Origin of the sequence: Paenibacillus sp. FSL H8-0537 (genome assembly GCF_038051995.1) — a bacterium.
Classification (GTDB): Bacteria; Bacillota; Bacilli; order Paenibacillales; family Paenibacillaceae; genus Pristimantibacillus.
On record NZ_CP150290.1, the window covers coordinates 4,866,542 to 4,888,394 of the forward strand.

Annotated in this window: 23 protein-coding genes; 2 read left to right on the forward strand and 21 right to left on the reverse strand. The window is 50.1% G+C overall.

What is annotated here, in order from left to right; translation table 11 throughout:
• Positions 1 to 8: 8 nt before the first annotated feature.
• From MHB80_RS20465 to nrdR, 6 genes are all read right to left on the reverse strand, one after another.
• Entirely contained in the window at positions 9 to 368 is a 360-nt protein-coding gene (locus MHB80_RS20465) for a MarR family transcriptional regulator (protein ID WP_341283039.1), read from the reverse strand.
• A 237-nt stretch (positions 369 to 605) separates the two neighbouring features.
• Entirely contained in the window at positions 606 to 959 is a 354-nt protein-coding gene (locus MHB80_RS20470) for a helix-turn-helix domain-containing protein (protein ID WP_046230239.1), read from the reverse strand.
• A 65-nt stretch (positions 960 to 1,024) separates the two neighbouring features.
• Positions 1,025 to 1,582 (reverse strand): 6-phospho-3-hexuloisomerase, encoded by a 558-nt coding sequence (gene hxlB, locus MHB80_RS20475; protein WP_341278701.1) that lies wholly within the window; start codon positions 1,580 to 1,582, stop codon positions 1,025 to 1,027.
• Positions 1,583 to 1,587: 5 nt separating this feature from the next.
• Positions 1,588 to 2,220, reverse strand: a complete 633-nt coding sequence (gene hxlA, locus MHB80_RS20480; protein WP_341278702.1) for a 3-hexulose-6-phosphate synthase — start codon at positions 2,218 to 2,220, stop codon at positions 1,588 to 1,590.
• A 144-nt stretch (positions 2,221 to 2,364) separates the two neighbouring features.
• Positions 2,365 to 2,763, reverse strand: a complete 399-nt coding sequence (locus MHB80_RS20485; protein ID WP_341278703.1) for a GNAT family N-acetyltransferase — start codon at positions 2,761 to 2,763, stop codon at positions 2,365 to 2,367.
• A gap of 45 nt (positions 2,764 to 2,808) precedes the next feature.
• Entirely contained in the window at positions 2,809 to 3,288 is a 480-nt protein-coding gene (gene nrdR / locus MHB80_RS20490; protein WP_046230243.1) for a transcriptional regulator NrdR, read from the reverse strand.
• Positions 3,289 to 3,398: 110 nt separating this feature from the next.
• Here nrdR and MHB80_RS20495 point away from each other — a divergent pair, with 110 nt between their 5' ends.
• Complete coding sequence (locus tag MHB80_RS20495; RefSeq protein ID WP_046230244.1) at positions 3,399 to 3,617, forward strand: alpha/beta-type small acid-soluble spore protein; 219 nt, start codon at positions 3,399 to 3,401, stop codon at positions 3,615 to 3,617.
• A 76-nt stretch (positions 3,618 to 3,693) separates the two neighbouring features.
• Here the strand turns inward: MHB80_RS20495 and MHB80_RS20500 are convergent, their stop codons facing one another.
• From MHB80_RS20500 to MHB80_RS20550, 11 genes are all read right to left on the reverse strand, one after another.
• Positions 3,694 to 4,236, reverse strand: a complete 543-nt coding sequence (locus tag MHB80_RS20500; protein ID WP_341278704.1) for a lytic transglycosylase domain-containing protein — start codon at positions 4,234 to 4,236, stop codon at positions 3,694 to 3,696.
• 38 nt (positions 4,237 to 4,274) lie between these two features.
• Positions 4,275 to 4,874, reverse strand: a complete 600-nt coding sequence (gene coaE / locus MHB80_RS20505) for a dephospho-CoA kinase (protein ID WP_341278705.1) — start codon at positions 4,872 to 4,874, stop codon at positions 4,275 to 4,277.
• 17 nt (positions 4,875 to 4,891) lie between these two features.
• The gene (locus tag MHB80_RS20510; protein ID WP_341278706.1) at positions 4,892 to 5,689 is read right to left on the reverse strand and encodes an MntP/YtaF family protein; all 798 of its coding nucleotides are present in this window, start codon (positions 5,687 to 5,689) and stop codon (positions 4,892 to 4,894) included.
• A 144-nt stretch (positions 5,690 to 5,833) separates the two neighbouring features.
• Positions 5,834 to 6,691 carry a DNA-formamidopyrimidine glycosylase gene (gene mutM, locus MHB80_RS20515; protein ID WP_341278707.1) on the reverse strand — a complete coding sequence of 286 codons (858 nt, stop codon included), beginning with the start codon at positions 6,689 to 6,691 and terminating at the stop codon, positions 5,834 to 5,836.
• Positions 6,692 to 6,739: 48 nt separating this feature from the next.
• A complete protein-coding gene (polA, locus tag MHB80_RS20520) occupies positions 6,740 to 9,415 on the reverse strand; it encodes a DNA polymerase I (protein ID WP_341278708.1) in 2,676 nt (891 codons plus the stop codon).
• Positions 9,416 to 9,606: 191 nt separating this feature from the next.
• A complete protein-coding gene (locus MHB80_RS20525) occupies positions 9,607 to 9,813 on the reverse strand; it encodes an EAL domain-containing protein (RefSeq protein ID WP_341278709.1) in 207 nt (68 codons plus the stop codon).
• A 2-nt stretch (positions 9,814 to 9,815) separates the two neighbouring features.
• A complete protein-coding gene (locus tag MHB80_RS20530) occupies positions 9,816 to 11,402 on the reverse strand; it encodes a GGDEF domain-containing protein (protein WP_341278710.1) in 1,587 nt (528 codons plus the stop codon).
• Positions 11,403 to 11,664: 262 nt separating this feature from the next.
• Positions 11,665 to 12,423 (reverse strand): phosphate ABC transporter ATP-binding protein PstB, encoded by a 759-nt coding sequence (pstB, locus tag MHB80_RS20535; RefSeq protein ID WP_341278711.1) that lies wholly within the window; start codon positions 12,421 to 12,423, stop codon positions 11,665 to 11,667.
• A 14-nt stretch (positions 12,424 to 12,437) separates the two neighbouring features.
• Entirely contained in the window at positions 12,438 to 13,325 is an 888-nt protein-coding gene (pstA, locus tag MHB80_RS20540; protein WP_341278712.1) for a phosphate ABC transporter permease PstA, read from the reverse strand.
• Complete coding sequence (gene pstC, locus MHB80_RS20545) at positions 13,322 to 14,227, reverse strand: phosphate ABC transporter permease subunit PstC (protein ID WP_341278713.1); 906 nt, start codon at positions 14,225 to 14,227, stop codon at positions 13,322 to 13,324. Before pstC ends, pstA begins: the two co-directional genes overlap by 4 nt.
• A 76-nt stretch (positions 14,228 to 14,303) precedes the next feature.
• The gene (locus tag MHB80_RS20550; RefSeq protein WP_341278714.1) at positions 14,304 to 15,260 is read right to left on the reverse strand and encodes a phosphate ABC transporter substrate-binding protein; all 957 of its coding nucleotides are present in this window, start codon (positions 15,258 to 15,260) and stop codon (positions 14,304 to 14,306) included.
• A gap of 167 nt (positions 15,261 to 15,427) precedes the next feature.
• Between MHB80_RS20550 and MHB80_RS20555 the strand changes: the two genes are divergently transcribed.
• Positions 15,428 to 16,330, forward strand: coding sequence for a LysR family transcriptional regulator (locus MHB80_RS20555; protein WP_341278715.1), 903 nt, complete (start codon positions 15,428 to 15,430; stop codon positions 16,328 to 16,330).
• Positions 16,331 to 16,393: 63 nt separating this feature from the next.
• Here the strand turns inward: MHB80_RS20555 and phoU are convergent, their stop codons facing one another.
• From phoU to MHB80_RS20575, 4 genes are all read right to left on the reverse strand, one after another.
• On the reverse strand, positions 16,394 to 17,053 hold the full coding sequence (gene phoU / locus MHB80_RS20560) for a phosphate signaling complex protein PhoU (RefSeq protein ID WP_341283040.1): 660 nt from the start codon (positions 17,051 to 17,053) through the stop codon (positions 16,394 to 16,396).
• Between the two features lie 66 nt (positions 17,054 to 17,119).
• Positions 17,120 to 17,875, reverse strand: a complete 756-nt coding sequence (pstB, locus tag MHB80_RS20565; RefSeq protein ID WP_338552248.1) for a phosphate ABC transporter ATP-binding protein PstB — start codon at positions 17,873 to 17,875, stop codon at positions 17,120 to 17,122.
• 330 nt (positions 17,876 to 18,205) lie between these two features.
• Positions 18,206 to 19,423, reverse strand: coding sequence for a methyl-accepting chemotaxis protein (locus MHB80_RS20570; protein WP_341278716.1), 1,218 nt, complete (start codon positions 19,421 to 19,423; stop codon positions 18,206 to 18,208).
• 194 nt (positions 19,424 to 19,617) lie between these two features.
• Positions 19,618 to 21,729 carry a methyl-accepting chemotaxis protein gene (locus tag MHB80_RS20575; protein ID WP_341278717.1) on the reverse strand — a complete coding sequence of 704 codons (2,112 nt, stop codon included), beginning with the start codon at positions 21,727 to 21,729 and terminating at the stop codon, positions 19,618 to 19,620.
• Positions 21,730 to 21,853 lie beyond the last annotated feature (124 nt).

Genomic DNA, 21,853 nt, shown 5'->3' on the forward strand with positions numbered 1-21,853 from the left:
TATTTATGTTATTTGAGATTGCTCGATATGCGTTCTATAAACGAAGTCATTTCCATTACTTCCTTATCTGAAAAATCCCTCGTCATTTTATCCAGAAATATTTCTTTTCTCCGCGTCAGCTCTATTAATTCGGACTCTCCTAGGGGGGTCAAAGCAACAAGCGTATTTCGTTTGTCGTTCTCATATTTGCGGCTAAAGATTAGTTGATGTTCCTTCAAATCTCTGAGATGTCTGGTTACAGCTGCAGCATCAACATGGAGCAAAGTCTGCAGCTCCAGCTGATTCATCTCCGTGCGTCTATGGATATGACACAAGATTTCCAGCTTCGTGCAGCTAGTCTTCACAGATGAAGAAAAAACTTGTCCCATCTCCTTAGCCAATATATGCAGTCCATATAATAGCTGGTCTTTGTCAGAACACTGCTTATCGATTCCAATCCTCTCCCTCGTAAATAGTTGATGCATCAATTGATATATCAACTATTATAAGATAAGCCGGAGCGAAACTCAAATATTTTTCTCCGGTTGAAAATTTTCAAACATAAAAAGGCCGGTGCCAGAAGCATCGTCTGCTTCTAACCCCAGCCTATTTTGACTCTAAAGCTGCTATTTCCACACGACTTCCTCGCCGTAGTTTTTGCCCCAATCATACATCATGCGCAGCACCGGCATCAGGCTTTCGCCGTAAGCCGTTAAGGTATATTCCACTCGCGGTGGAACCTCTGCATACACTTTGCGCTCAACCAGCAAATCTTCCTCTAGCTCGCGGAGCTGATTCGTCAGCATTTTCTGGGTGATATGGGGAATCATTTTCTTCAGCTCACTGAAACGTTTCGTTCCTTCAAGACCAAGATGCCACAATATAATCAACTTCCACTTGCCCCCAATGACGGCCAGCGTAAGCTCCTTCTCGCAGTTGATTTCACGTAAGTTAATACGTTCCTTTAATTCCTGAGCCATAACCATTCCCCCTCCTTCCCAGTATACATGATGAAGCAGCTTCCAGCTATGCTGTGCGCTGCCTGCTACTCCAGATTCGCGTGATTGCTGTACATGGTGTTGCCGCTGAGGCCCTTCTTCTCCATCAAGCTTAAGATAACCGCATCATAGAAAATAAGGAGACCTTGCTCAAAAAGAGAAGCCATCGGCTGCACGGTCTGCTTGGCCCCATCCTGCTCTTCCTTCGCCGCAGCCTGCAGCGGTACAACGATATGCGCCGCACGTCCAAGCGCCGACTCTGGATTCGTCGTAATGACGGCCAGCTTGCCGCCGAGCGTCTCCGCCTTTTGTGCCATCGCAATGAGGCTGCTCGTCCCGCCAGAGCCCGAGCCCAGCACAAGTACGTCGTCTTTGCCCAGTGCACGCGTCACCGTCTCGCCAGCGACATAAGCATCAAAGCCCATGTGGACAAGCCGCATGGCAAAAGCTTTGCCCATCAGGCCCGAGCGCCCAGCACCTGAGACGAAAATACGCGGAGCGCGCATAATCGCATCTGCCAGCTCGCCTGCGGCATCATCCGGAATGAGCTGCGTCAGCCGCTCCAGCTCCTGTACGATTTCTCCTGCAAGCTGACTAATACGCATCAGCTTTAGGCCTGTTTGATCCACTGCTGCATTTGCGATGCAGTTGCGGATTTATTTTCAGCACCCGTAATACCGCCGCCTACGATAACAAGATCAGGCTTAGCCGAAATAACCTCTTGCAGCGTATCGATTTTGATGCCGCCTGCGATTGCTGTTTTGGCTTGTTTTACAACACGCTTGATCGCTGCCAGCTCTTCGAAGGAGTTTTTGCCTTCAGCCTGGTGATCATAGCCGGAATGGACACAAATATAGTCTACCCCAAGCGCATCAATTTCCGCTGCACGCGTTTCAATGTCTTTCACATTGATCATATCGACCATAATTTTGTTGCCCTGCTTGCGTGCTTCTTCAACCGCTCCTCTAATCGTGGAGTCGTCGGAAACACCAAGAACGGTAATGATATCAGCACCCGCTTCGGAAGCTTTCATCACTTCGTAGCCGCCAGCGTCCATAATTTTAAGATCGGCAAGTACTTTCAGGTGAGGGAAAGCTTCTTTAATCGCTTTAACCGCATGCAGTCCCTCGTTAATAACGATAGGTGTTCCGATTTCAACGATATCGATAAATGACTCAACCTCTTTAACCAAAACCTTTGCTTCCTCAATGTTCACCAAATCAAGCGCCAATTGCAATTCCATGTATACGCACACTCCTTCATCAAATGTTGGAAAAGGTTACTCTTGCTACAGGTATTAGTCTAGCCCCTTTCCGCCATTTGAGGAAGTACGCACTTGAAAGTGGTGTAGTTACTTGAAGGATACTATTGTGGTATATCAGGCTTTCTAGACAATTGTATAGTTCACCCAGCTGCCTTGAACCGCATCCATTTTATCAAAAAAATGTTGAGCCCGCTTATTTTGCGGGGATGTTATCCAGAACATATGAGCAAAGCCTTGCTCCTGTGTGTACGATCTGCATTTCAAAAATAGCTCGGCTTCCACTTCCGTATCCCGGTACGGCTCCAGCAGAAAAAAATCATTCATCAGTGTAATCCGAGCTGCTTTCATTGTACTAATCGTAAAATATAACGTAGCGAAGCCAATCAACTGCTGCTCCTTCTGCTGCTCCTTCTCAACAACAAGCTGGATACCGCCTTGCTTCTCCAGCAGTTGCTCAATTAGTTGGTGAATTTCTATCGTGTCTAACGCAAAAAAACAACGCCTTGATCGGCGCTGTTTCATCTAATTTATTCATGCCACTGATTTGGAAGCTATGCCGCCTCAGATTTAATCCTTCATTCCATTCGGTGAGCTGTCCTTTGACAGCAGGCTGCTGAGCTCCTTCATGAACATATCAATGTCCTTGAACTGCCGATATACAGAAGCAAAACGAACATAAGCTACTTCATCGACCGGATAAAGCTGACCCATCACCAGCTCGCCAATGACACGGCTCTCCACTTCAGCATGTGCAGTAGTGCGCAGCTCCTTCTCCACCTCAGAAACGACTACCTCCAGCCTTTCAGCGGGAACTGGGCGCTTCTCGCAAGCTCGGATTAAACCACGCAAAATTTTATCACGGCTGAACTCTTCGCGGCTGCCATCTTTTTTGATGACGACTAGCGGCGTTTCCTCAATCATCTCAAACGTCGTGAAGCGGCTTTTGCATTTCTCACATTCCCGGCGGCGACGGATGGACTTGTTCTCGTTAGCGGGACGCGAGTCCAGCACCTTCGTTCCGGAGTAGTCGCAATATGGACATTTCATTCTCTTTTCCTCCCTTCTAAGCTATTTCTAAAAATTACCAAACAATTCCTGTAATGAAGTTCGGATTTTCGCACATAATACTTTTACCAACCGCGAGGAGGTGAACACACATGAGCGCAAACCGCAGCAGCAACCAACTGGTTGTACCACAAGCGACAGCAGCACTCGACCAAATGAAATTCGAGGTTGCTCAAGAGCTTGGAATCGCGATTCCACAAGACGGTTACTACGGTAACATGGCTACAAAGGACGCTGGTTCCATCGGAGGGTACATTACCCGCCGCCTGGTACAAATCGCTGAGCAATCCCTTGCAGGGGGCTCCCATTAATAAATAGCTCTTGTAATAACAGACAGCTTTGGCTGCTTAAGTCCTGAAGTGACGGGCAGCCAAAGCTTCTTCCTGTTTACGGCTCAAGTTCCGGGTACAAGTCTTTGTACTTATTATAGTACTTCACGACCTTTTGTACATAATCGCGTGTTTCTTTATATGGAATTTTACCAGCATCTTCGAACGTGCCGTCCCATTCCCCCGAATCGAGCCACTGCCGGACTTTACCTGGACCTGCATTATAAGCAGCAATGACAACGATATTATTTTCATCAAATTGTTTGTGCAGCGAAGCTAGATACCATACCCCCAGCTCGATGCTCACGTCAGCACGATTGCGCAGCGTCTCCTCAGTAACCTGCTCGAAGCCTGCCTTCTCGACGATCCATTCGGCGGTGGCCGGCATAATTTGCATCAGTCCGAGCGCACCCTTCTTCGAAACCTTTCCCGTCTGGAAATTCGTCTCCGCCCTTATAATAGCCGCCACCAAATGCGGATCTACCTGATAGCTAATGGCACTTGCCCGAATGTCAGCCTTATAATCAATGGGATAGAGCTTTTTGAGCAGCCATGCCGGTTGAGCGACAATAATGACAACAATGATAATAAATAATAGCAAAAACAGCCTTCTCCGAGCGACCTTTCTTCTCTTGGCCCTCAGCATGTAAGAACCTTGCTCTTCCAAAACTCTTGAACCTGCTGCCTCGTCTGCGCGGGCGTTCCGCTGTTGTCGATGACCCAAGTCGCTCTGCGCTTCTTCTCTTCCATGTCCATTTGCAGCCCTATGCGCCGCCTTGCTTCCTGTTCATCTACGTTGTTTCGTGCCATCAGGCGCTCCAGTTGGATGTGCTCCGGCACGTACACAACGAGTACACCTTCATACAAATGCTCTTGCTCCGTCTCATACAGCAGCGGAATATCCGCAACGACCAGCGTATCCTGATGCTGACGTTCATAATCAGCCATTCGCTGCTGCATCGTAGCCCTAATCGCCGGATGCAAAATCGCTTCAAGCTGCCCTAGCTTCGCTTTGTTATTAAATACGATTTGGCCGAGCGCTGCCCGATCAAGTGTACCGTCCTTATGTAACACAGCTTGTCCGAACGCAGAGGCGACCGCCGCTAGAGCGGGCTCCCCTGGCAAAACGACTTCTCTTGCTACCTGATCGGCATCCACCAGCAGCGCTCCGAGCTCCACTAATAGGTGGGCAACGGTGCTTTTTCCAGTAGCAATGCCGCCGGTTAATCCGATCCTCATGCCCTTCCACCTCATCTTTACAGCAGCTTTGATATTCCAATCATAATAAGCAGAATGCCTGGCAGTACCGCAAGCGCCTGCATGCCCTTCCAATGCGAGAAGCGGAACCCGAAGCTGATGCCCCCTAGCAAAAATAATGCGCTAGCCGCAGCGATAACAATTGCTGTCAGCAAGGCGGGCAAACCAATCATCGCGGCCCCAATTCCCGCACCGAAGGCATCAAGCGACAGCGCTACGCCGAGCATGATCGCCTCAGAGGCGGATATTGTGCCCGACTTATCGACGTCCGCCGCCTGCGGTGTCCGTAAAATCTGAATGACAAGCCCAATGCGCCTCAGCTCAACAATCACAACAAGCACTGGATGGCTGGCCTCCGCCGCTGCTGCGGAGAGCCCCGAAGCTGTGGAGGCTGCTTCTGCTGCCTTCTCAGCGGTCGCAGCGGTCGTCTCTACACCAGTCAGACCTGAGCGCTCCTCTGGCAACAGGGTGCTATTACGAGAAGCTGCGGATGCATTCTCCGCATCCACCTTCTTGCTTTCATGGCGATTACGCCGCAGCTGGAGCAGCGCCCAGCAGCCAATACCCATCAGCACGATAGCGCCAATCAAGCTCGCCGTGCCTGGCGACAAATATTTTGCGATAACACTGCCTAGCTGCATCGACAATAAAATGATCAAGCCCGAGCAGCAGGCGATAATTAGCACAGACAGCAACGGAATGCGAATACGGCGCAAACCATACGTAATGCCAACGCCGAAGCCGTCCACGCTCACAGCAAAAGCGAGCACGATCAACGAAACCAGATGCAAAGCCAACCCTCGTCACTCCCTGCACATGCAGGTGCCCCGATTTCACCCTACAGGACATCTGCCTATTGTTCATCACAATAAACAGCATATGCAGCTGTATGCCTAGGGTGAATGGCTTCATCATCGATGGCCTGGCTTTCGTTTTCGCGATTAGCCTGCGCTTTGCCCGCCCGCTTGCTCCGGCGCCTTCTGGCAGCTAGGGCAAATATGCGTGCCTCTGCCGCCAACGACAAACTTCTCAATGGCTTCTCCGCAAGTATGGCAGGGCTCGTCCTTCCGGCCATAAACGAGCAATTGATGCTGAAACATGCCCATCTCGCCTTGCCCGTTCACGTAAGATTTAATGGATGAGCCGCCCGCTTCCACTGCTTTGCCAAGCGTAGAGCAAATAGCTGCATGCAGCTTATCCCACTCTCCGGAAGCAAGCGAGCTGGCGGTGCGCTCGGGATGAATGCCCGCTTGAAACAGCGCTTCATCTACATAAATATTTCCGAGTCCGACCACATATTCCTGATTGAGCAGCAGCGGCTTGATTTTCGTAGAGCGCCGTGCCAGCTTGGTTTGCAGCACATCGCGTGTAAACGCAGGCTCCAGCGGCTCAAGGCCCAGCTTATTCAGCGGCGGCAGCTCGAACTCCGTTCCCGGCGTGAACAAATGCATCGTGCCAAACTGCCTGACATCTTTATATCTTAAATCCGTTCCATCCTCAAAATGGAACAGGACATGCGTATGAAGCTCGATTGGTTCATCGCTTTGGAATAATCCATAGCGGCCTTCCATGCGCAAATGCGACACGAGCACAAGCCCGTCCATCACGATGCGCAGAAACTTTCCGCGCCGCTCGACCGTCTCGATCGTCATGCCGACAAGCGCATCCTCGAATTGCTCCGGCACAGCCGGACGCTGAATGATGCGGGGAAGCCGCACCGTAACCGATTTAATCTTTTTTCCTGCAACAAGCTCAATTAATGTTCGTCTAACCGTTTCTACCTCTGGAAGTTCCGGCATATCCTTTCACCTCAACGTCTATTATACCTGATTTCCGCTCCCAGCGGGTTATTTCGCTTCATACCAGTTCGCTCCAAAACTAACGTCCGCCTTAAGCGGAACATCGAGCTTGATTGCGGCTTCCATCACCTCGGGAAGGAGCTTTTTCATCTGTTCCAGCTCATCCTCCGGCACCTCAAATACCAATTCATCGTGTACTTGGAGCAGCATGCGGCTTTTGAGCTTCAGCTCTTGCAGCTTCTGATTCATATGCACCATCGCCAGCTTAATAATATCCGCCGCTGTGCCTTGAATCGGGGAATTCATTGCTGTTCGCTCAGCGAATGAACGTTTATTGAAGTTCGAATGGTTAATATCCGGCAAATACCGTCTGCGATCCAGCAAGGTCGTCACGTAGCCTTGCTTCGCCGCTTCGACTTTAATTCGATCCATGAACGACTTCACGCCTTTAAAGACGCCGAGATATTGCTCAATAAACCGTCCGGCTTCATTTCGCGTAATGTTCAGGTTGTTGGAAAGGCCAAAGTCGCTGATGCCGTACACAATGCCGAAATTGACCGCCTTTGCCGAACGGCGCATGTTTGAATCCACCTGATCCTCGGTTACGCCAAATACATCCATTGCCGTTTTCGTATGAATGTCCATGTCCTGAATGAACGCTTCCTTCATATTCTCATCGCCGGAAATATGGGCGAGCACGCGCAGCTCAATTTGCGAATAGTCCGCTGCGAGAATGGTCCAGCCCGGTTCGGACGGGACGAATGCTTTGCGAATTTTGCGGCCCTCTTCCAGGCGGATCGGAATGTTCTGCAAATTCGGAAATTGACTGCTCAGACGGCCCGTTGCCGCAATGGTCTGGCGGAAATACGTATGAATTTTGCCTGTCTGCTCGCGAATTTCCTTGAGCAGCCCTTCCACATAGGTGGATTGCAGCTTCGCAAGCGTCCGATAATGCAAAATCAGCGGCACAATTTCACTGTATGGCGCCAGCTCCTCGAGCACCTCAGCATCTGTCGAGTAGCCCGTCTTGGTCTTTTTCCTTGCGGGCAGGCCCAGCTTCTCGAACAGCACCTCGCCCAATTGCTTCGGCGAATTCAAATTAAATTCCATACCCGCCTGCTTGTAAATTTCCGTTACCAGCGTAGCAAGCTGGCGCTCCAACTCGCTGCCCAATGTCTCCAGCTCCGCCTTCTCGACGCTAATGCCCTGGTGCTCCATTCGCGCCAAAATAACGGAGAGCGGCAGCTCCAGCTCTTCATACAAGCTGAGCATGTCTGTTTCCTTCAGCTCGTCACGCTGCAAAGGCGCCACTCTGCGCACCGCATCGGCTTTCGTTGCCAGATGCTGATACAGCACGGCCGCAGCTGGAACTTTAAGCTTCGCTCCTTTGCCGTACACCGACTCATCATTAGGAACAGCAGGCTGGTCGTAACGATGGACAATGCCGGAGAGCAATAGACTTGATTCCGTCGGATCAATGACATAAGCGGCTAGCTGGACATCAAAGCTCACACCGCTCAAAGATAGGCCCGCCCACTTCAAAGCCAGCTCGACTTTATGCGTATCAAAGCCGATCTTCTTCTTGCCTGGATCAGCGAGCCAGCTTCGCAGCGGCTCTGTGAACGCTTCCTTCAGCGCCGCGAAAGGCAGCGCATATGCCGCTTCGGCGTTTGCCAGCGCCAATCCGACCAGCTCGGCCTGATGCGGATTTTCACCAATCGCCTCCACATACAGACCGAAGCCGCTCTCATCCGCTTCAAGCGCCTTCATCAGCTCATCGAGCTTCGGCGCATCCTCAGCAGACTCAATCGCGGTCAGGTTCAGCTCGGCCGCTTCGCCTGCTGAACCACTTCCTTCGCCACTCAGTCCGAGCCGTTCCTGAACGGATCGAAACTCCAGCCGGCGCAGCATATCCGCAAGCGCCGGCCCGTTAAAGCCGCTGTAGCGAATCGCCTCCGGCTCCTGCTCAGGGGCAAGCGGCACCTCGCGGTGAATCGTCGCGAGCTTCTTGCTCATCACCGCATCCTCTTTATGCTGCTCGACCTTTTCCTTCATCTTGCCTTTCAGGCTGGCTGTGTTCGCCAGCACTTCTTCAACCGTGCCGAATTCATGCAGCATCTTCAGCGCTGTTTTCTCGCCAACGCCCGGAATGCCCGGAATATTGTCGGACGCATCGCCCATCAGCCCTTTCAAATCAATGATTTGATTAGGCGTCAGTCCATATTTCTCCTTAATAGCATCAGGCGAATATCGCTCCTGCTCGCTCACTCCTTTACGCGTTAGCGCTACGGTCACATGCTCCGATACGAGCTGGAGCATATCCTTGTCGCCCGTGACGACAAGCGTCTCGACCTTCTGCTCGTCCGCAAGCCGGGTGAGCGTGCCAATAATATCGTCAGCTTCAAATCCGTTCAGCTCAAACTGCGCAATTTGAAAAGCCTGCAGCAGCTCCTTGAGCACCGGGAACTGTTCCGACAGCTCTGGGGGCGTTTTTTCCCGTCCGCCTTTATATTCCGCATAACCCTCATGACGAAAGGTTGCCTTGCCTGCATCAAATGCAACGAGCACATGCGTCGGTTTTTCATCTTCCAGCAGCTTAAGCAGCATCGTCGTAAAGCCATATATCGCATTCGTATGTAAACCAGCCGAATTCGTAAGCGGAGGCATTGCAAAAAATGCCCGGTACGCAATACTATTGCCATCTAATAACATCCATTTATCCATTATTGACACCTCATTTATCGGTTCTAATGGTTATCATACCATAACTGCAAATGCCTTTGCTTCCTTCTCGCGCCCCGCTCGCAATATTCCTAAAAACCCGCATCCGCAGCTTGCATAAGCGAGGTTGCCATGCCCATAAGACATTGCCTGTTCGTGAAAAAAAAGCTCTCTCCAAGCTCCATATGGATCGCTCAGAAACAGCTTTTCTCATCCCGCCACCGCTGCTGGACTAGGCTGGCAATTTCGCCCGGCCGCCCTAGCAAATAGCCTTGGGCATAATGCACGCCCATTGCCTTTACCTTGTCCAGCTCCGCTTGGTGCTCAATGCCTTCGGCGATAATGCCAATGGCCATTTTGTCAGCCAGCTGGACAAGCGTATGCACAATATGCTCCTTCAACTCTAACTTCTCACTTCGATCCCCTCTGTAGCATTACGTTCTTGTGTGCAAAAAGCCATATCTTGCATGACATACACACTGCCTTTTTGCATCTTGGCACGCTTCTTGAGCTTCGCTGTTAGAGTGGATATGTGGCTAGGCGTCGTCCCGCCGGCAGCAAGCATTAAAGATAGGGACAAGGTAACCCCTTCCTGCTCCACTGTGTTGCCGTGACGATCCTCCACCATGCTGACTTCGACTCCACCGTAATACCGTTTTACCCCGCCGTCGAAACGTTCAATCAGCCTGGTGCAGACTTTCTCAGCATAAGAGGCCTCCGTTACCATAATGAAATCATCACCACCGATATGCCCGATAAAATCGCCCGCCATCCCGTATTCTTCCTTAATCCCGACTAGCGTATCAGCCAAAAAACGAATAAGCGCGTCGCCTTGGCTAAATCCAAAGCAATCATTAAACCATTTGAAATAATCCAGGTCCGCATAAATGACGGCGAACGGCTTGTCACCACTGCTCCTGCGAGCCAGCTCCAGCTGAATGCCCTCATTGCCGGGCAGACCTGTCAGCGGGTTGGCTGATCTTGCCGCCTCCATGCGCAGCGTCGTAATGCGCTCCAAAATATCGCGAACCGTCGTTGCGCCAAGCAGTTGGCCTCCCGCTGTAATGATAACGACATCATACAAATGGGAAATATCCCGCGCCATCGCCAGCTGAGACACCAGCTCTATCGGCATGTCCGCGTCCACAATTAATGGCGATGCATTCATAATTTTTTCAACAGGACGAGTAGAATAAAGCGGCAGCCCGTATTTCCCCGCCAGCAGCTCATGCAGCTTCTGCTTCATCAGCAAGCCCACGGGGCGCCCCTGCTCCTGTAAAATAACGCATTGCTCCTTGCCGTTCCTATTGAAAAAATCGGCAATTTCCGCCACGCGTGCCTGCGCTGAGAAGACGGGAAACGGCGCTGCCTGCTCACCAATGCTCATGCCAGGGGCTGCATAATAAGCGATTGCCGATTCGTCCGTACCTGCTTGCGCTTCCGGTTCAAGCGCAACCGCTATCTCCTGCTGATTTTGCCCATCTGCAAATGCCAGCACAGCTGTTGTTTCCCGCTGCACCTCCAGGCTCGGGCTTATCGCCACTTCATCAGCCTGACGGCTTGAACCCCCTATGCTGCTGTACACCGGTTCCGCTCGCCGCCAGGCTTCCCTGATAGCTTTCCATGCGGCTTGTTCAGCCGCAGCAGTACTCTGCCCTGCCGGCGGATAAGCGATCACATGGCCTACTAAAACATGTTGCTCCCGGCTTATGAGTTTATACAGCTCCGCTGCACTGTCATTCAACGCCTGTTCAGGCGCAAGCTTCGAGCCATTGCTGCCGAGCATAAAATAATACTCCTGTTCAAAGCCGTGCTTCCAGATCAGCCTGAACGACCTTAGCTTCCGCTCCCATATCCGCAACCACTTTACGGGCAAGGCTCGTTCCTCTGTTACCCTTATATATATGACGCCAACTCCCCCAAGCCGCCAGCTTTCCCTCATCACTTGGAGCAGTTCTATATGGATCAGACCAATTGCCATATCATCCATGCCAAGTCTCCCTTTAGTCTTGGTTGTTCTGCTTCTACCTTACCAGCCAAATGTGAGCAGAGTAACATTTTCATGTAAACTATCTGTAAAGCACAAGACTTTTGCCCTAGATGCAGTCAGCTAACTAGCGTGCCTGTCTGTCATACATGCCTTTTTCAGTACAAAAAAACAACTCCATACCAGCTTTCTTAGCAGGCAGAAGTTGTTGCTGGGGCATACAAGGCCCGATTGAAGCTATACAGGAAGCAAGCATGCAGGGGGATCACCCGAAACGACCTGAAATATAGTCGCTCGTTTCTTTTTTGCTGGGATTTGTAAACATTTTCTCTGTATTTTCGAATTCCACCAGCTCACCGGACAGGAAAAACGCCGTTTTGGCCGAAATCCGCGCCGCCTGATGCATATTGTGCGTGACAATAACGATGCAATAGTCCTGCTTCAGCTCCGTAATCAGTTCCTCTACCTTCGCGGTCGAAATAGGATCAAGCGCCGAGGCTGGTTCATCCATCAAAATAATGTCCGGCTTGACCGCAATGGAGCGGGCAATACATAGCCGCTGCTGCTGTCCGCCAGACAGCCTAAGCGCCGACGTATGCAAGCGGTCCTTCGTCTCTTCCCAAAGCGCCGCTTTGCGCAGCGATTCCTCGACCAGCTCATCGAGCTCACTTTTATTTTTGATGCCGTGGTAGCGCGGGCCAAAAGCAATATTTTCATAAATCGACTTATGAAAAGGGTTCGGCCTCTGCCACACCATACCGATGCGTCTGCGCAGCAGCACTACATCGGTTTTCGGATTGTTGATATCCTCATCGCCAATCCAGATTTCTCCGGTCATTTTAGCGTTCGGAATCAAATCATTCATCCGGTTCAGCGTCCGCAAAAAAGTCGATTTCCCGCAGCCCGACGGTCCGATGAGCGCCGTAACCTGTTTATTTTCAAAATCGATCGATACATTTTTAACAGCCTTATTGCTGCCATAATAAACGCTTAAATCGCGTACGGATATGCCATTTTCAGCCATATGCTGCCATCCTCCTATTTCGTAGCGGTAAACTTGCGGTACATGAAGCGGCCGAGCCAGCGTGCGAGCAAATTAAACAGCAGCACCATGATAACCAGTACAGCCGAAGCTCCAGCAGCAATTTCCGCAGCATCGGGAGCAAGTCCCTCGGAATTGATTTTCCAAATATGAACCGCAAGCGTTTCAGCCGGGCGCAAAGGGTTAAGCGGCGATACTGGGCTGAACGGGTTCCAATCCGAAAAATCAAGTTTAGGCGAGCTCATTCCTGCCGTAAAGAGCAATGCCGCCGCCTCACCAAATACGCGGCCCGCAGCTAAAATCGTGCCCGACACAATAATCGGCAATGCGATGGGCAGCATGGTGGACGTTATCGTCTTCCACTTCGTCAAGCCCAGCGCCAGGCTCGCTTCCTTCTGCTCTCTTGGCACGCTTTTGAGACCCTGCTCCGTAATCCGCACCATCAGCGGCAGATTGAACACGGTGAGCGCAAGCGCGCCCGCAAGCAAGGAGAAGCCAAGACCGAGATAATTGACAAGCATAAGTAAGCCGAATAAACCAACAATAATGGAAGGGAACGAAGATAATACCTCAACGACAAGCCGGATAAAATCAGTCAGCTTGCTCGGCTTCGCATATTCACTCATATAGATGCCTGCGCCAATCCCAATCGGAACGGTGATAATCATCGTAAGCACGAGCAGGAACAAGGAGTTGAACAGCTGCGGCCCAATGCCTCCGCCTGCTCTGAACGATTCAGGAGCCGAGGTCAGGAAGCTGAAGCTGATATGGCCTAGCCCGCGCACAAGAATGAAGCCGAGCAAGCCGATTAGCAGCAGCACGATGAATGCAGCTACGCAAATAATGACGGCTGTGGCAATTTTATCTACTGTTTTTGGTTTCATAGTTTAGACCTGCCTTCCAGCCAGCGTACGATAAATACGAAAACGAATGTCATGAGCATCAAAATCATCGCAAGCGACCACAAAGCATTGTTATGTGTGGAGCCAGCAGCCGTGTTGCCCATGCTGAGCGTAATAGCGCTTGTCAGCGTCGAAGCCGACTCAAACAGGGAGCGCGGCACAAAGGGCGCGTTGCCGATAACCATCTGTACAGCGAGCGCCTCGCCGAATGCCCGTGCAATACCGAGCACGACACCCGTCATGAGCGCAGGAAGCGTAGTCGGAATGACGACGCGATAAATCGTTTGCCAGCGTGTGGCACCTAGTGCGTAAGAGCCTTCCTTCAGTCCAGCAGGCAAGGAAGCGAGCGCATCTGTCGCAACCGTCGTCATCGTTGGCAAAATCATAATGGACAATACAAGTGCACCCGCAGCTACACCCAAACCTTGTCCAGGAAAAATATCACGGAATAAAGGCACGATGACGCTAAGACCGATAAAGCCGTATACGACGGATGGAATGCCCGCCAGCAGCTCAATAACCGGCTGCAAAAACTTGCGTCCAAATTTCGGCGTAATTTCAATCATAAAGATGGAAGCGCAAATGCTGAGCGGTGCCGCAAGCAATGCCGCAAGCAGCGACGTGCTGAAGGAGCCGAAGATGAACGGGAATGCACCGAAGGATGGGGGAGATCCTTCCGGGCTCCATTTTAAACCGCCTAAAAGCTCAAATACGTTTACATGATCTTTAAAAAAGGTGCTCAGTCCACGGGAAGCGACAAAATACACCATGGCAATAATCGTCGCAACCAAAAACAGGACACATAAGGTTGTATATACTTTACCGACCCATTCTTCTACAAAATGGTTATTGCCCGCTGTTTTTTTCGGTATCGTTTGCGCCATAATGATCTCCTCTATACAGCCAGAAAGAGGCAGATTGCGAATCCGCCTCTTGTGCTGGCCTATGAATGATTAGCTACTACTTCTTAGTGATGTTGCCGTCGAGATCGCGAACAACTTGCATTTGGCTAGTTGGGATGTAACCCAGTTCTACAACCAAGCCTTTTTCGTTTTGGATTTCATCGCTCATCATGTATTCCAGGAAAGCTTTTGCTGCTGCATCAGGCTCGCCTTTTGTATACATGTGCTCATAAGCCCATACTGGATACGTGCCGTTTGCTACGTTCTCAACGTTAGCTGCAACACCGTCATAGCTTACGGATTTGATGGAATCGTCCAGGTATGAAAGTGCAAGGTAACCGATAGCGCCTGGAGTTTCACCGATAATTTTCTTAACAGTACCGGACGAATCCTCTTGGATCGAGCCTTGAAGATCTTCGGACTTCTGGCCAAGTGCATATTTTTCAAAAGTAGCGCGAGTACCGGAGCTTGCAGGACGGTTTACGATTACGATTGCTGCATCGTCGCCGCCAAGGTCTTTCCAGTTCGTTACTTTGCCTGTGAAAATATCAACCAGCTGTTGCTTCGTAAGGTTGTCTACTTTTACTGCTTTATTTACAACTGCTGCCATAGCGACTACTGCCACTTGGTGGTCAACCAATTCTTTTGCTTTATCTGCATCCAGCTTCTCTTCCGCATAAACGTCGGAGTTGCCGATATTTGCTTGTCCTTCGGATACTTGCGTCAGGCCCGTACCGCTGCCGCCGCCTTGTACTTGAATCGTAACGCCGCTGTTTTTTTCCATAAACATTTTCGACGCTTGGTCAACCAATGGTTGAAGTGCAGAGGAACCTGTTGCTAGAAGCGAGCCTGTTAGACCAGATGCTTCTGCAGATGGTTCAGCGGATGGCTCTGTCGATGGGCTGCTTGAGCTTGTTGCGCTGCCTGCTGTTGTACCTCCATTGTTTGCTTGGCCGCATGCAGCCAGTGTAAATGTCAGTACCATTGCCATAATCAACATCAAAGACTTCTTCATTTCTTATTTTCCCCTCTCAATACCTTGTTTGCTTCACAAGACCTATTGTAGATCGGGGGCATTAACCTAATGTTTTCTGTTTGTAAAATTATCAATTAAATCTCATAGATTTTTTCTATGAATGTGGATATGATATAGATAAAATGAAAGATTTCAGGAGGCAGCTCATGAGTTTGTTAAAAATGAAGTTAATGGTCCTCATCGATCGCTATAAACAGATCACCGCGGTGGCCAATGCCCTGCAAATCAAGCAGCCCACCGTCAGCTTTCATATGAAGAAAATGGAGGAGGAATGGGGCGTCAAGCTGTTCGAAATGCGAACGGGGAAGGTGCTGCTCACGAAAAATGGAAAGCTGCTGCTTCATTATGCTTCGCAAATTGACCAATTATATAGCGAGGCGGAGTCGAGGCTTGGTGCCATTCATGCGGCAGAGAAAAATCGTTTTGTGATCGGCTGTACGACCAGCACCACTGCTTACCTGACGAGCAGTGCCGCAATGGGGAGGCTGCGGACACTCTCAGGCAGCCATGCCGCCGTTATCTCCATCGCCGTTCATGATGAGGAGGAGCTTTATCAGAGGCTGCATCTTGGAACGATCGACTTTATTTTGTATGGAGCAGGAAAGCAGCAGGCAGAGGGTGGCGAATTCCGCTATCAGACGATGGGTGCCTCGCCGCTCCGGCTTATTATTCCTCAGCAGCATCCTTTATATGAATGGTCAGGAGAACTATCACTCTATTCGCAGCTCGAAAAATATGAGTTTGCCGAGCTTGCTGACAGCTCCGTCGTTCAGCGCATTCATGAGTGGAGCCGCAAATGCCAGTATTCTTTAACTTCGCATGCCTCCTTCGGATCGGTAGAACTGCTTATAAATACCGCTGCGGCCTGCGGAGATCTTGCTATCTTGCCCGAATGCTTATTGCCGCAAACGGCTAAACTAGAGGAGCTTGGGTTAAAGCTTGCTGTGCTGGATGATGAAGCAGCGCGGTGGGCCATGATGGCAAGCTGGCGAAGCCAGCACTGGGATCAAGCTTTTATGCAGCAGGTGCTTGAAATAATCAGCTTATAAAACAAAAAAAGCCCCATTTCCACAGCAGCGTGGAAATGGAAGCTTTTTCACTAGATTACTAGGCTAAACGTTCAAATCTGGTCTTGTGCCTGTCACAATGTAGACGACGCTCTCACCGATGTTAGTGGCGTGGTCGCCGAAGCGCTCGAGGTATCGTCCAACAAAGCTAAGCAGCGAGGACTGCGTAATGTTGCGGGGGTTTTCCATCATTAGGGAGTAAAGCTCCCGGGTAATTTGCCCGTACAGCGCATCGACCTGATCGTCATCCTTTGCCATTTTGTAAGCGAGATCGACATTTTCTTGGATGAAGGATTGGATAGATTCCGTTGTCATCATTTGTACAATTTCAGCCATGCGGGGAAGATCGATGAGCGGCTTAATTAGTTCCTGCCCATCCATACGCAATACGACCTTGGCAATATCAACCGAAAGATCACCCATCCGCTCCAGATCGCTGGCAATGCGGAAGGCAGATAATATACGGCGCAAATCCTTCGCTACCGGCTGCTGCGTCGCTATGAGCTTTGCTCCAAGCTCCGTTACTTTCTCCTCCAGCTGATTGAGCGAAAGATCAGCGACGATGACCTGCTGTGCGCGCTCCACATCAACGGCTTTTAATGCTTCGATGGCTTCGACCAATGCATGCTCAACAAAATTCCCCATCTCTATTACAAAATCATGAAGCTGCTCGAGACCGAGGTCGAACTCCTTGCGTGTTGTCATCATTTTAACTTTCCTCCCAAATGATCAATCTTTACATGGAAAACGCATGAGCCCGCGTGTTCGGCATTAGCCGAAGCGTCCAGAAATATAATCCTCGGTACGCTGGTCGGTCGGATTGGAGAACAGCTTTTCCGTATCCGCATATTCAACAACCTCGCCGTTCAGGAAAAATACCGTTTGACCCGATACCCTAGCCGCCTGATGCATATTGTGCGTAACCATGACAATCGTATATTTATCCTTCAGCTCCTGGGTCAGCTCCTCGATTTTCAAGGTAGAAATCGGATCAAGCGCCGAAGTCGCTTCGTCCATCAGCAAAATATCCGGATTTACCGCAATCGCTCTTGCGATACACAGCCTTTGCTGCTGACCGCCCGATAAGCCGAGTGCCGAGCGCTTCAAGGAATCCTTCACTTCGCCCCACAGCACCGCGGATTTCAAGCTCGTTTCTACAATTTCATCAAGCTCTTTTTTGTTTGTAATGCCGTGCAGGCGCGGACCATAAGCCACATTATCATAAATGGACTTTGGAAAAGGATTCGGCTGCTGGAATACCATGCCGATTTTACGGCGCAGCGCCTCTACCTCTACTTCGTTAGAATAAATATTTTGTCCGTCAATCATGATGCTGCCTTCAATCTTCGTCCCTTGAATCATGTCATTCATCCGGTTAAGCGTCCGCAGCAAGGTCGATTTGCCACAGCCGGAAGGCCCGATAAAGGCGGTAATCGCCTTAGCCGGAATTGTTAGCGATACGTTCTTCAGTGCGTGGAACGCCCCGTAGTACAGGTTCAGCTTGTCTATGTTAATTAGCGCTTCCAAACGTTCTCCTCCTTATTGCTTTCTATTGCCCGTTTAGCCCTTATTCATGGGTTGTATGTGATTCATTACAAAACTAATCTGTTCCGTTCTAGAAGTGTGGTGAAAGGATGCTTCACTGCATGAAAAGCTTGGCTTACGATCGCCGTTACCCTTGAATTACTTTGAATAAGCTACTAAATGGAGAAATTCAAGGGTAAAAGCGAAAGCGAACGCTTCTCCAGCTCAAGCTTTTCATTCCGTTACGCCTTTTCCACCACGCTTCTATATGTTACAGACTGTTTGTAAATCTTATATTGCATTTATGTTAACGTGGTGTTAAAAGTAGACGATTTAGGAGAACCTGCTTTTTTGCAGGCTGCTCATCTCGTCTGCAACATGCTGCACTTGCAAATACGCCTGCTCAGATAATGTTCCAATTTGCCCGGCATTGCTGCGATTGTCGGCCGCCGCATGAAATAGGCTATTGAACGCGCCTCCTACCTCATGCACATGTGCTTCGCTTGATGCCGTCTCCAATCTGCCGCTTTGCGCGAGCTGCGCCGTTTGTTCGATTTCCTGGATAATCGTTTGGATAAGCGATGTAATCGTAGAAGCCGATGTTTTCGTCTGGTTCGCCAGCTTCATCACTTCGCCAGCCACGACCGCAAAGCCCCGCCCATGCTCGCCGGCCCGCGCCGCTTCAATCGAAGCATTAATCGCAAGCAAATTGCTTTGCTCTGCAAGTTCCTTTATAAGCCCTGACACCTTGCTAATAGAGCCAGCCTCCGCCTGCAAAGCACGCATCCGCTTCTCCTGAAGCTGTGAATTGGCAGCGATAGAGACGAATGCTTGCGTTACTTTATCCAGCTCGTTCTTCCCCTTTAGCGTCAAATCCACCATCAGGACCGAAAGCTCCTCGCCTTCCTCCGTGGAGCCACGCACGCTTTGAATCGCTGATTCGATCTCCTTTACACGCTCTTCGGCAGATTGAATCGTCCTGCGCTGGGCCTGCTCCGCTTCCTCCTGCAGCCTTTTGGAAAGCTTCAGCAAATCGGCAACCGTCAAGATGCCTGTGAACGTATCATCCTCTGTTACAAGCACGCAATCATAGAGCACTTTTTCCTGGCGATTAAGCGCCCGCTCAATGAGATGCTCCGGTGCACTATCCATATCTATAATGAGCGGGGCTGCATCCATCATGACGGTAATAGGCTTTTCATAATATAAGTCCGCACTAAAACGATGGCCCAGCTTTAGAAAAAAACGATTCCGCATCATGAGTCCCTTCACTCTGCCTGCGGCGTCGCAAATGACGACACATTCTGATTCGGGATGCTGCTTGAAGACAGCTATCGTCTCTTTGCAGGTCCGCTCCTCCCGTATAAACGGCGCCTGACGAATAAAATCAGCAAGCTGGGCGGCCTGCTGCAATGGAGCGTCTGCCTGCTGCCACATACCGGCAGCCTCTGCAGTTAAGATATTTTCTGCCTGCTGCTCTGGAAGACAGGCTTCTAATTCGTCCATATCCAGCTTTATATCCATCGGATGCGCTAGCTCAGCAGTCGTCATTTGTCATCATCCTTCCGTGAGTCCTTCTTCCTTTACTATAGGTCTTTAGCATCAACGGAAATACTTTGCTATGTTAACGCAATGTCAAATTAGACCAAGCCCGCCAATCAGAAATTCCACTTTAAGGAAAAGGGACAAAAAACCGCTATTCACGCTGCTGAATCAGCAGGGGAATAACGGTTTTTAGAAAAAAATTAAATTTTAAACTGCGACAGTTTACCCAGCAGCTCCTGAACCATATGGTCCAGCGATTCAGCCGCCGCCGATATTTCCTGCATCGACGCGAGCTGCTCCTCGGAGGCCGCCGCGACATTATGGGAATTCGATGCGGTATCGCCAGCTATAACCGCCATTTGCTCAACACTTGCGGTCATTTGCTGCGAGCTTGCATTCATTTGTCCAGCCGCTGCTGAAACCTCTTGAATTTGACCGCTCACCGCGCTCATTTCATTCATAATCGCATTGAAGAGCTCGCCGCTTCCTTCTACGGTTTGCGCGCCGCTGGCCACTTCCTTGGACCCTCTTTGCATCGTTTGCGCCACATGCTCCGTATCGCTGCGGATGCCATCCACAAGCTGTGATACTTGATCCGCAGCCTGCTTCGTTTGCTCCGCCAGCTTGCGCACCTCTTGCGCTACTATTGCAAAGCCCCGGCCATGCTCGCCTACACGCGCAGCCTCAATGCCAGCATTCAGCGCCAGCAGATTTGTTTGTACGCTGATCGCTGTAATCAAGCCTGTCATTTGTCCGATTTGGGCCGAGCGTTCATTAAGACGTACAATCGCTGCTTCCGTCTCGGAAACCGAATGCTGGATTTGTCCCATTTGCCGGACAGCTTGCTGCATCAGTTGATAACCATCGGACGTCTGGAGCGCGACGCCATTTGCAGAGGCTGCTACCTGATCGCTCGATTCAGCTATCCGCTGAACAAGGCTGGACATCGCATACATCGCCTCGGCGGTGCCGCCTGCATGCTGATTTTGCGACTCGGCATCCATCGCCACCGTCTGAATGGATTCGGCAATCGTCTCGGACGCTTTGCTCGTCTGGTCAGCGCTAGCCGTCAGCTGCTCCGACGTTTCACTGACGGCTACTCCGAGATTCGTCACGAGTTGGAACATGCTCCTCAGCTTCTCAGTCATGCTATTGAAGGAGGCAGCCATTTTGCCCAGCTCATCCTGCTGTTTAATAGCAATCGACTGGGTGAGGTCGCCCTCGGCCATTTTTTCAAGGCCCTGATTAAACAATTGAAGCTTGCGAATGACCATAAAGCGAATCAGGAGGGAAATAATAAGACCTAATAAAAGCATTGAACTTATCGCAACGATAAGCAGGCTCGTTTGGCTCTTCGTAAATTCTGCAAAAATCGCTGTTTTCGGAATGACGCTTTGGCTGTACCAGAACTGGGTGCTCCCTGGCAGTGCGATTGGCTCGAATAGCCGCAACACTTCGTCTCCGTCTGCATTCGGGGTATAGCCCAATAGGCGCGTTCCTTTCATCACATCATCCAGCAAAGCCTGTTTTTCGGCATTATCGCCAAAAGGCTGATTTAAAGTGGCTGGATCGTTGGGATTAGCCAAATACTTTCCTTTTTCACTTATAAGCGATACATGCCCGCCCATCGGAGCATATTCGGCTGCTGCATTTTGAAAGCTTTCAATCGATATGTCAGCCCCAACGATGCCTAGAAAGGCGCCGCTTTGATCCATTATAGGAATAACGATTGATGTAATAAGCACCTGCTGACCAGCTATTTCATAAAAATAAGGGTCAACATAGGTGGTTTTTTTAGACTCCTTAGGCAGTAAATAATAGTCGCCAGCCCCTTGTACCGTATAATCCGTTAGTGGACTAACTGCTGTACTACTTCCATTCCGGAAAACATAAGGGATAAAGCGGCCCGTTATATCATCGTATGACTTAAAATTAATGTTGACTTCATCTTTCTGGTCAAAAGCATTTGGCTCCCAGAGTGTATAATAGGCGAGCACTCGCGGATCATTTTCGACCATTGTTCCCAACAGCTCCACGACGTTTTCCCGCGACAGCTGCTGTTCGCTGCGTGTATCCTGAAGAGTAAACTTCAAAGTCTCAAGCTTCGACTCCACTGCTGTCATTTCCTTTTGAATCATCATCATAAAATCCGTTCCAGCAATTTGCCCCTCCTGCTCGCCTTTCGTAACGGCAAGCGTCCGCAGCTGATTCAAGTTCAGTGTAATCATGACACTGAAGATGGCAAGCAAGCACACGATGACACTGGATACCAATTTAACCGTCAAAGATAAATGTAGATGTTTCTTTCTCATGCTACCCGCTCCCCTCCAAAACAACATGAATCGTTAATCGACAATAAATCCACATTTATTTATAGGTATATAGAACCATATCATTAATTCTTTGTATCTAATGTATAATTTAAAGCATTTTTCA

Coding starts and splice junctions, on each gene's coding strand:
- MHB80_RS20465 (WP_341283039.1), bottom strand. CDS start 368: ATGGGACAAGTTTTTTCTTCATCTGTGAAGACTAGCTGCACGAAGCTG.
- MHB80_RS20470 (WP_046230239.1), bottom strand. CDS start 959: ATGGCTCAGGAATTAAAGGAACGTATTAACTTACGTGAAATCAACTGC.
- hxlB (WP_341278701.1), bottom strand. CDS start 1,582: ATGCGTATTAGTCAGCTTGCAGGAGAAATCGTACAGGAGCTGGAGCGG.
- hxlA (WP_341278702.1), bottom strand. CDS start 2,220: ATGGAATTGCAATTGGCGCTTGATTTGGTGAACATTGAGGAAGCAAAG.
- MHB80_RS20485 (WP_341278703.1), bottom strand. CDS start 2,763: ATGAAACAGCGCCGATCAAGGCGTTGTTTTTTTGCGTTAGACACGATA.
- nrdR (WP_046230243.1), bottom strand. CDS start 3,288: ATGAAATGTCCATATTGCGACTACTCCGGAACGAAGGTGCTGGACTCG.
- MHB80_RS20495 (WP_046230244.1), top strand. CDS start 3,399: ATGAGCGCAAACCGCAGCAGCAACCAACTGGTTGTACCACAAGCGACA.
- coaE (WP_341278705.1), bottom strand. CDS start 4,874: ATGAGGATCGGATTAACCGGCGGCATTGCTACTGGAAAAAGCACCGTT.
- mutM (WP_341278707.1), bottom strand. CDS start 6,691: ATGCCGGAACTTCCAGAGGTAGAAACGGTTAGACGAACATTAATTGAG.
- polA (WP_341278708.1), bottom strand. CDS start 9,415: ATGGATAAATGGATGTTATTAGATGGCAATAGTATTGCGTACCGGGCA.
- MHB80_RS20530 (WP_341278710.1), bottom strand. CDS start 11,402: ATGGATGATATGGCAATTGGTCTGATCCATATAGAACTGCTCCAAGTG.
- pstB (WP_341278711.1), bottom strand. CDS start 12,423: ATGGCTGAAAATGGCATATCCGTACGCGATTTAAGCGTTTATTATGGC.
- pstA (WP_341278712.1), bottom strand. CDS start 13,325: ATGAAACCAAAAACAGTAGATAAAATTGCCACAGCCGTCATTATTTGC.
- pstC (WP_341278713.1), bottom strand. CDS start 14,227: ATGGCGCAAACGATACCGAAAAAAACAGCGGGCAATAACCATTTTGTA.
- MHB80_RS20550 (WP_341278714.1), bottom strand. CDS start 15,260: ATGAAGAAGTCTTTGATGTTGATTATGGCAATGGTACTGACATTTACA.
- MHB80_RS20555 (WP_341278715.1), top strand. CDS start 15,428: ATGAGTTTGTTAAAAATGAAGTTAATGGTCCTCATCGATCGCTATAAA.
- phoU (WP_341283040.1), bottom strand. CDS start 17,053: ATGACAACACGCAAGGAGTTCGACCTCGGTCTCGAGCAGCTTCATGAT.
- MHB80_RS20570 (WP_341278716.1), bottom strand. CDS start 19,423: ATGACGACTGCTGAGCTAGCGCATCCGATGGATATAAAGCTGGATATG.
- MHB80_RS20575 (WP_341278717.1), bottom strand. CDS start 21,729: ATGAGAAAGAAACATCTACATTTATCTTTGACGGTTAAATTGGTATCC.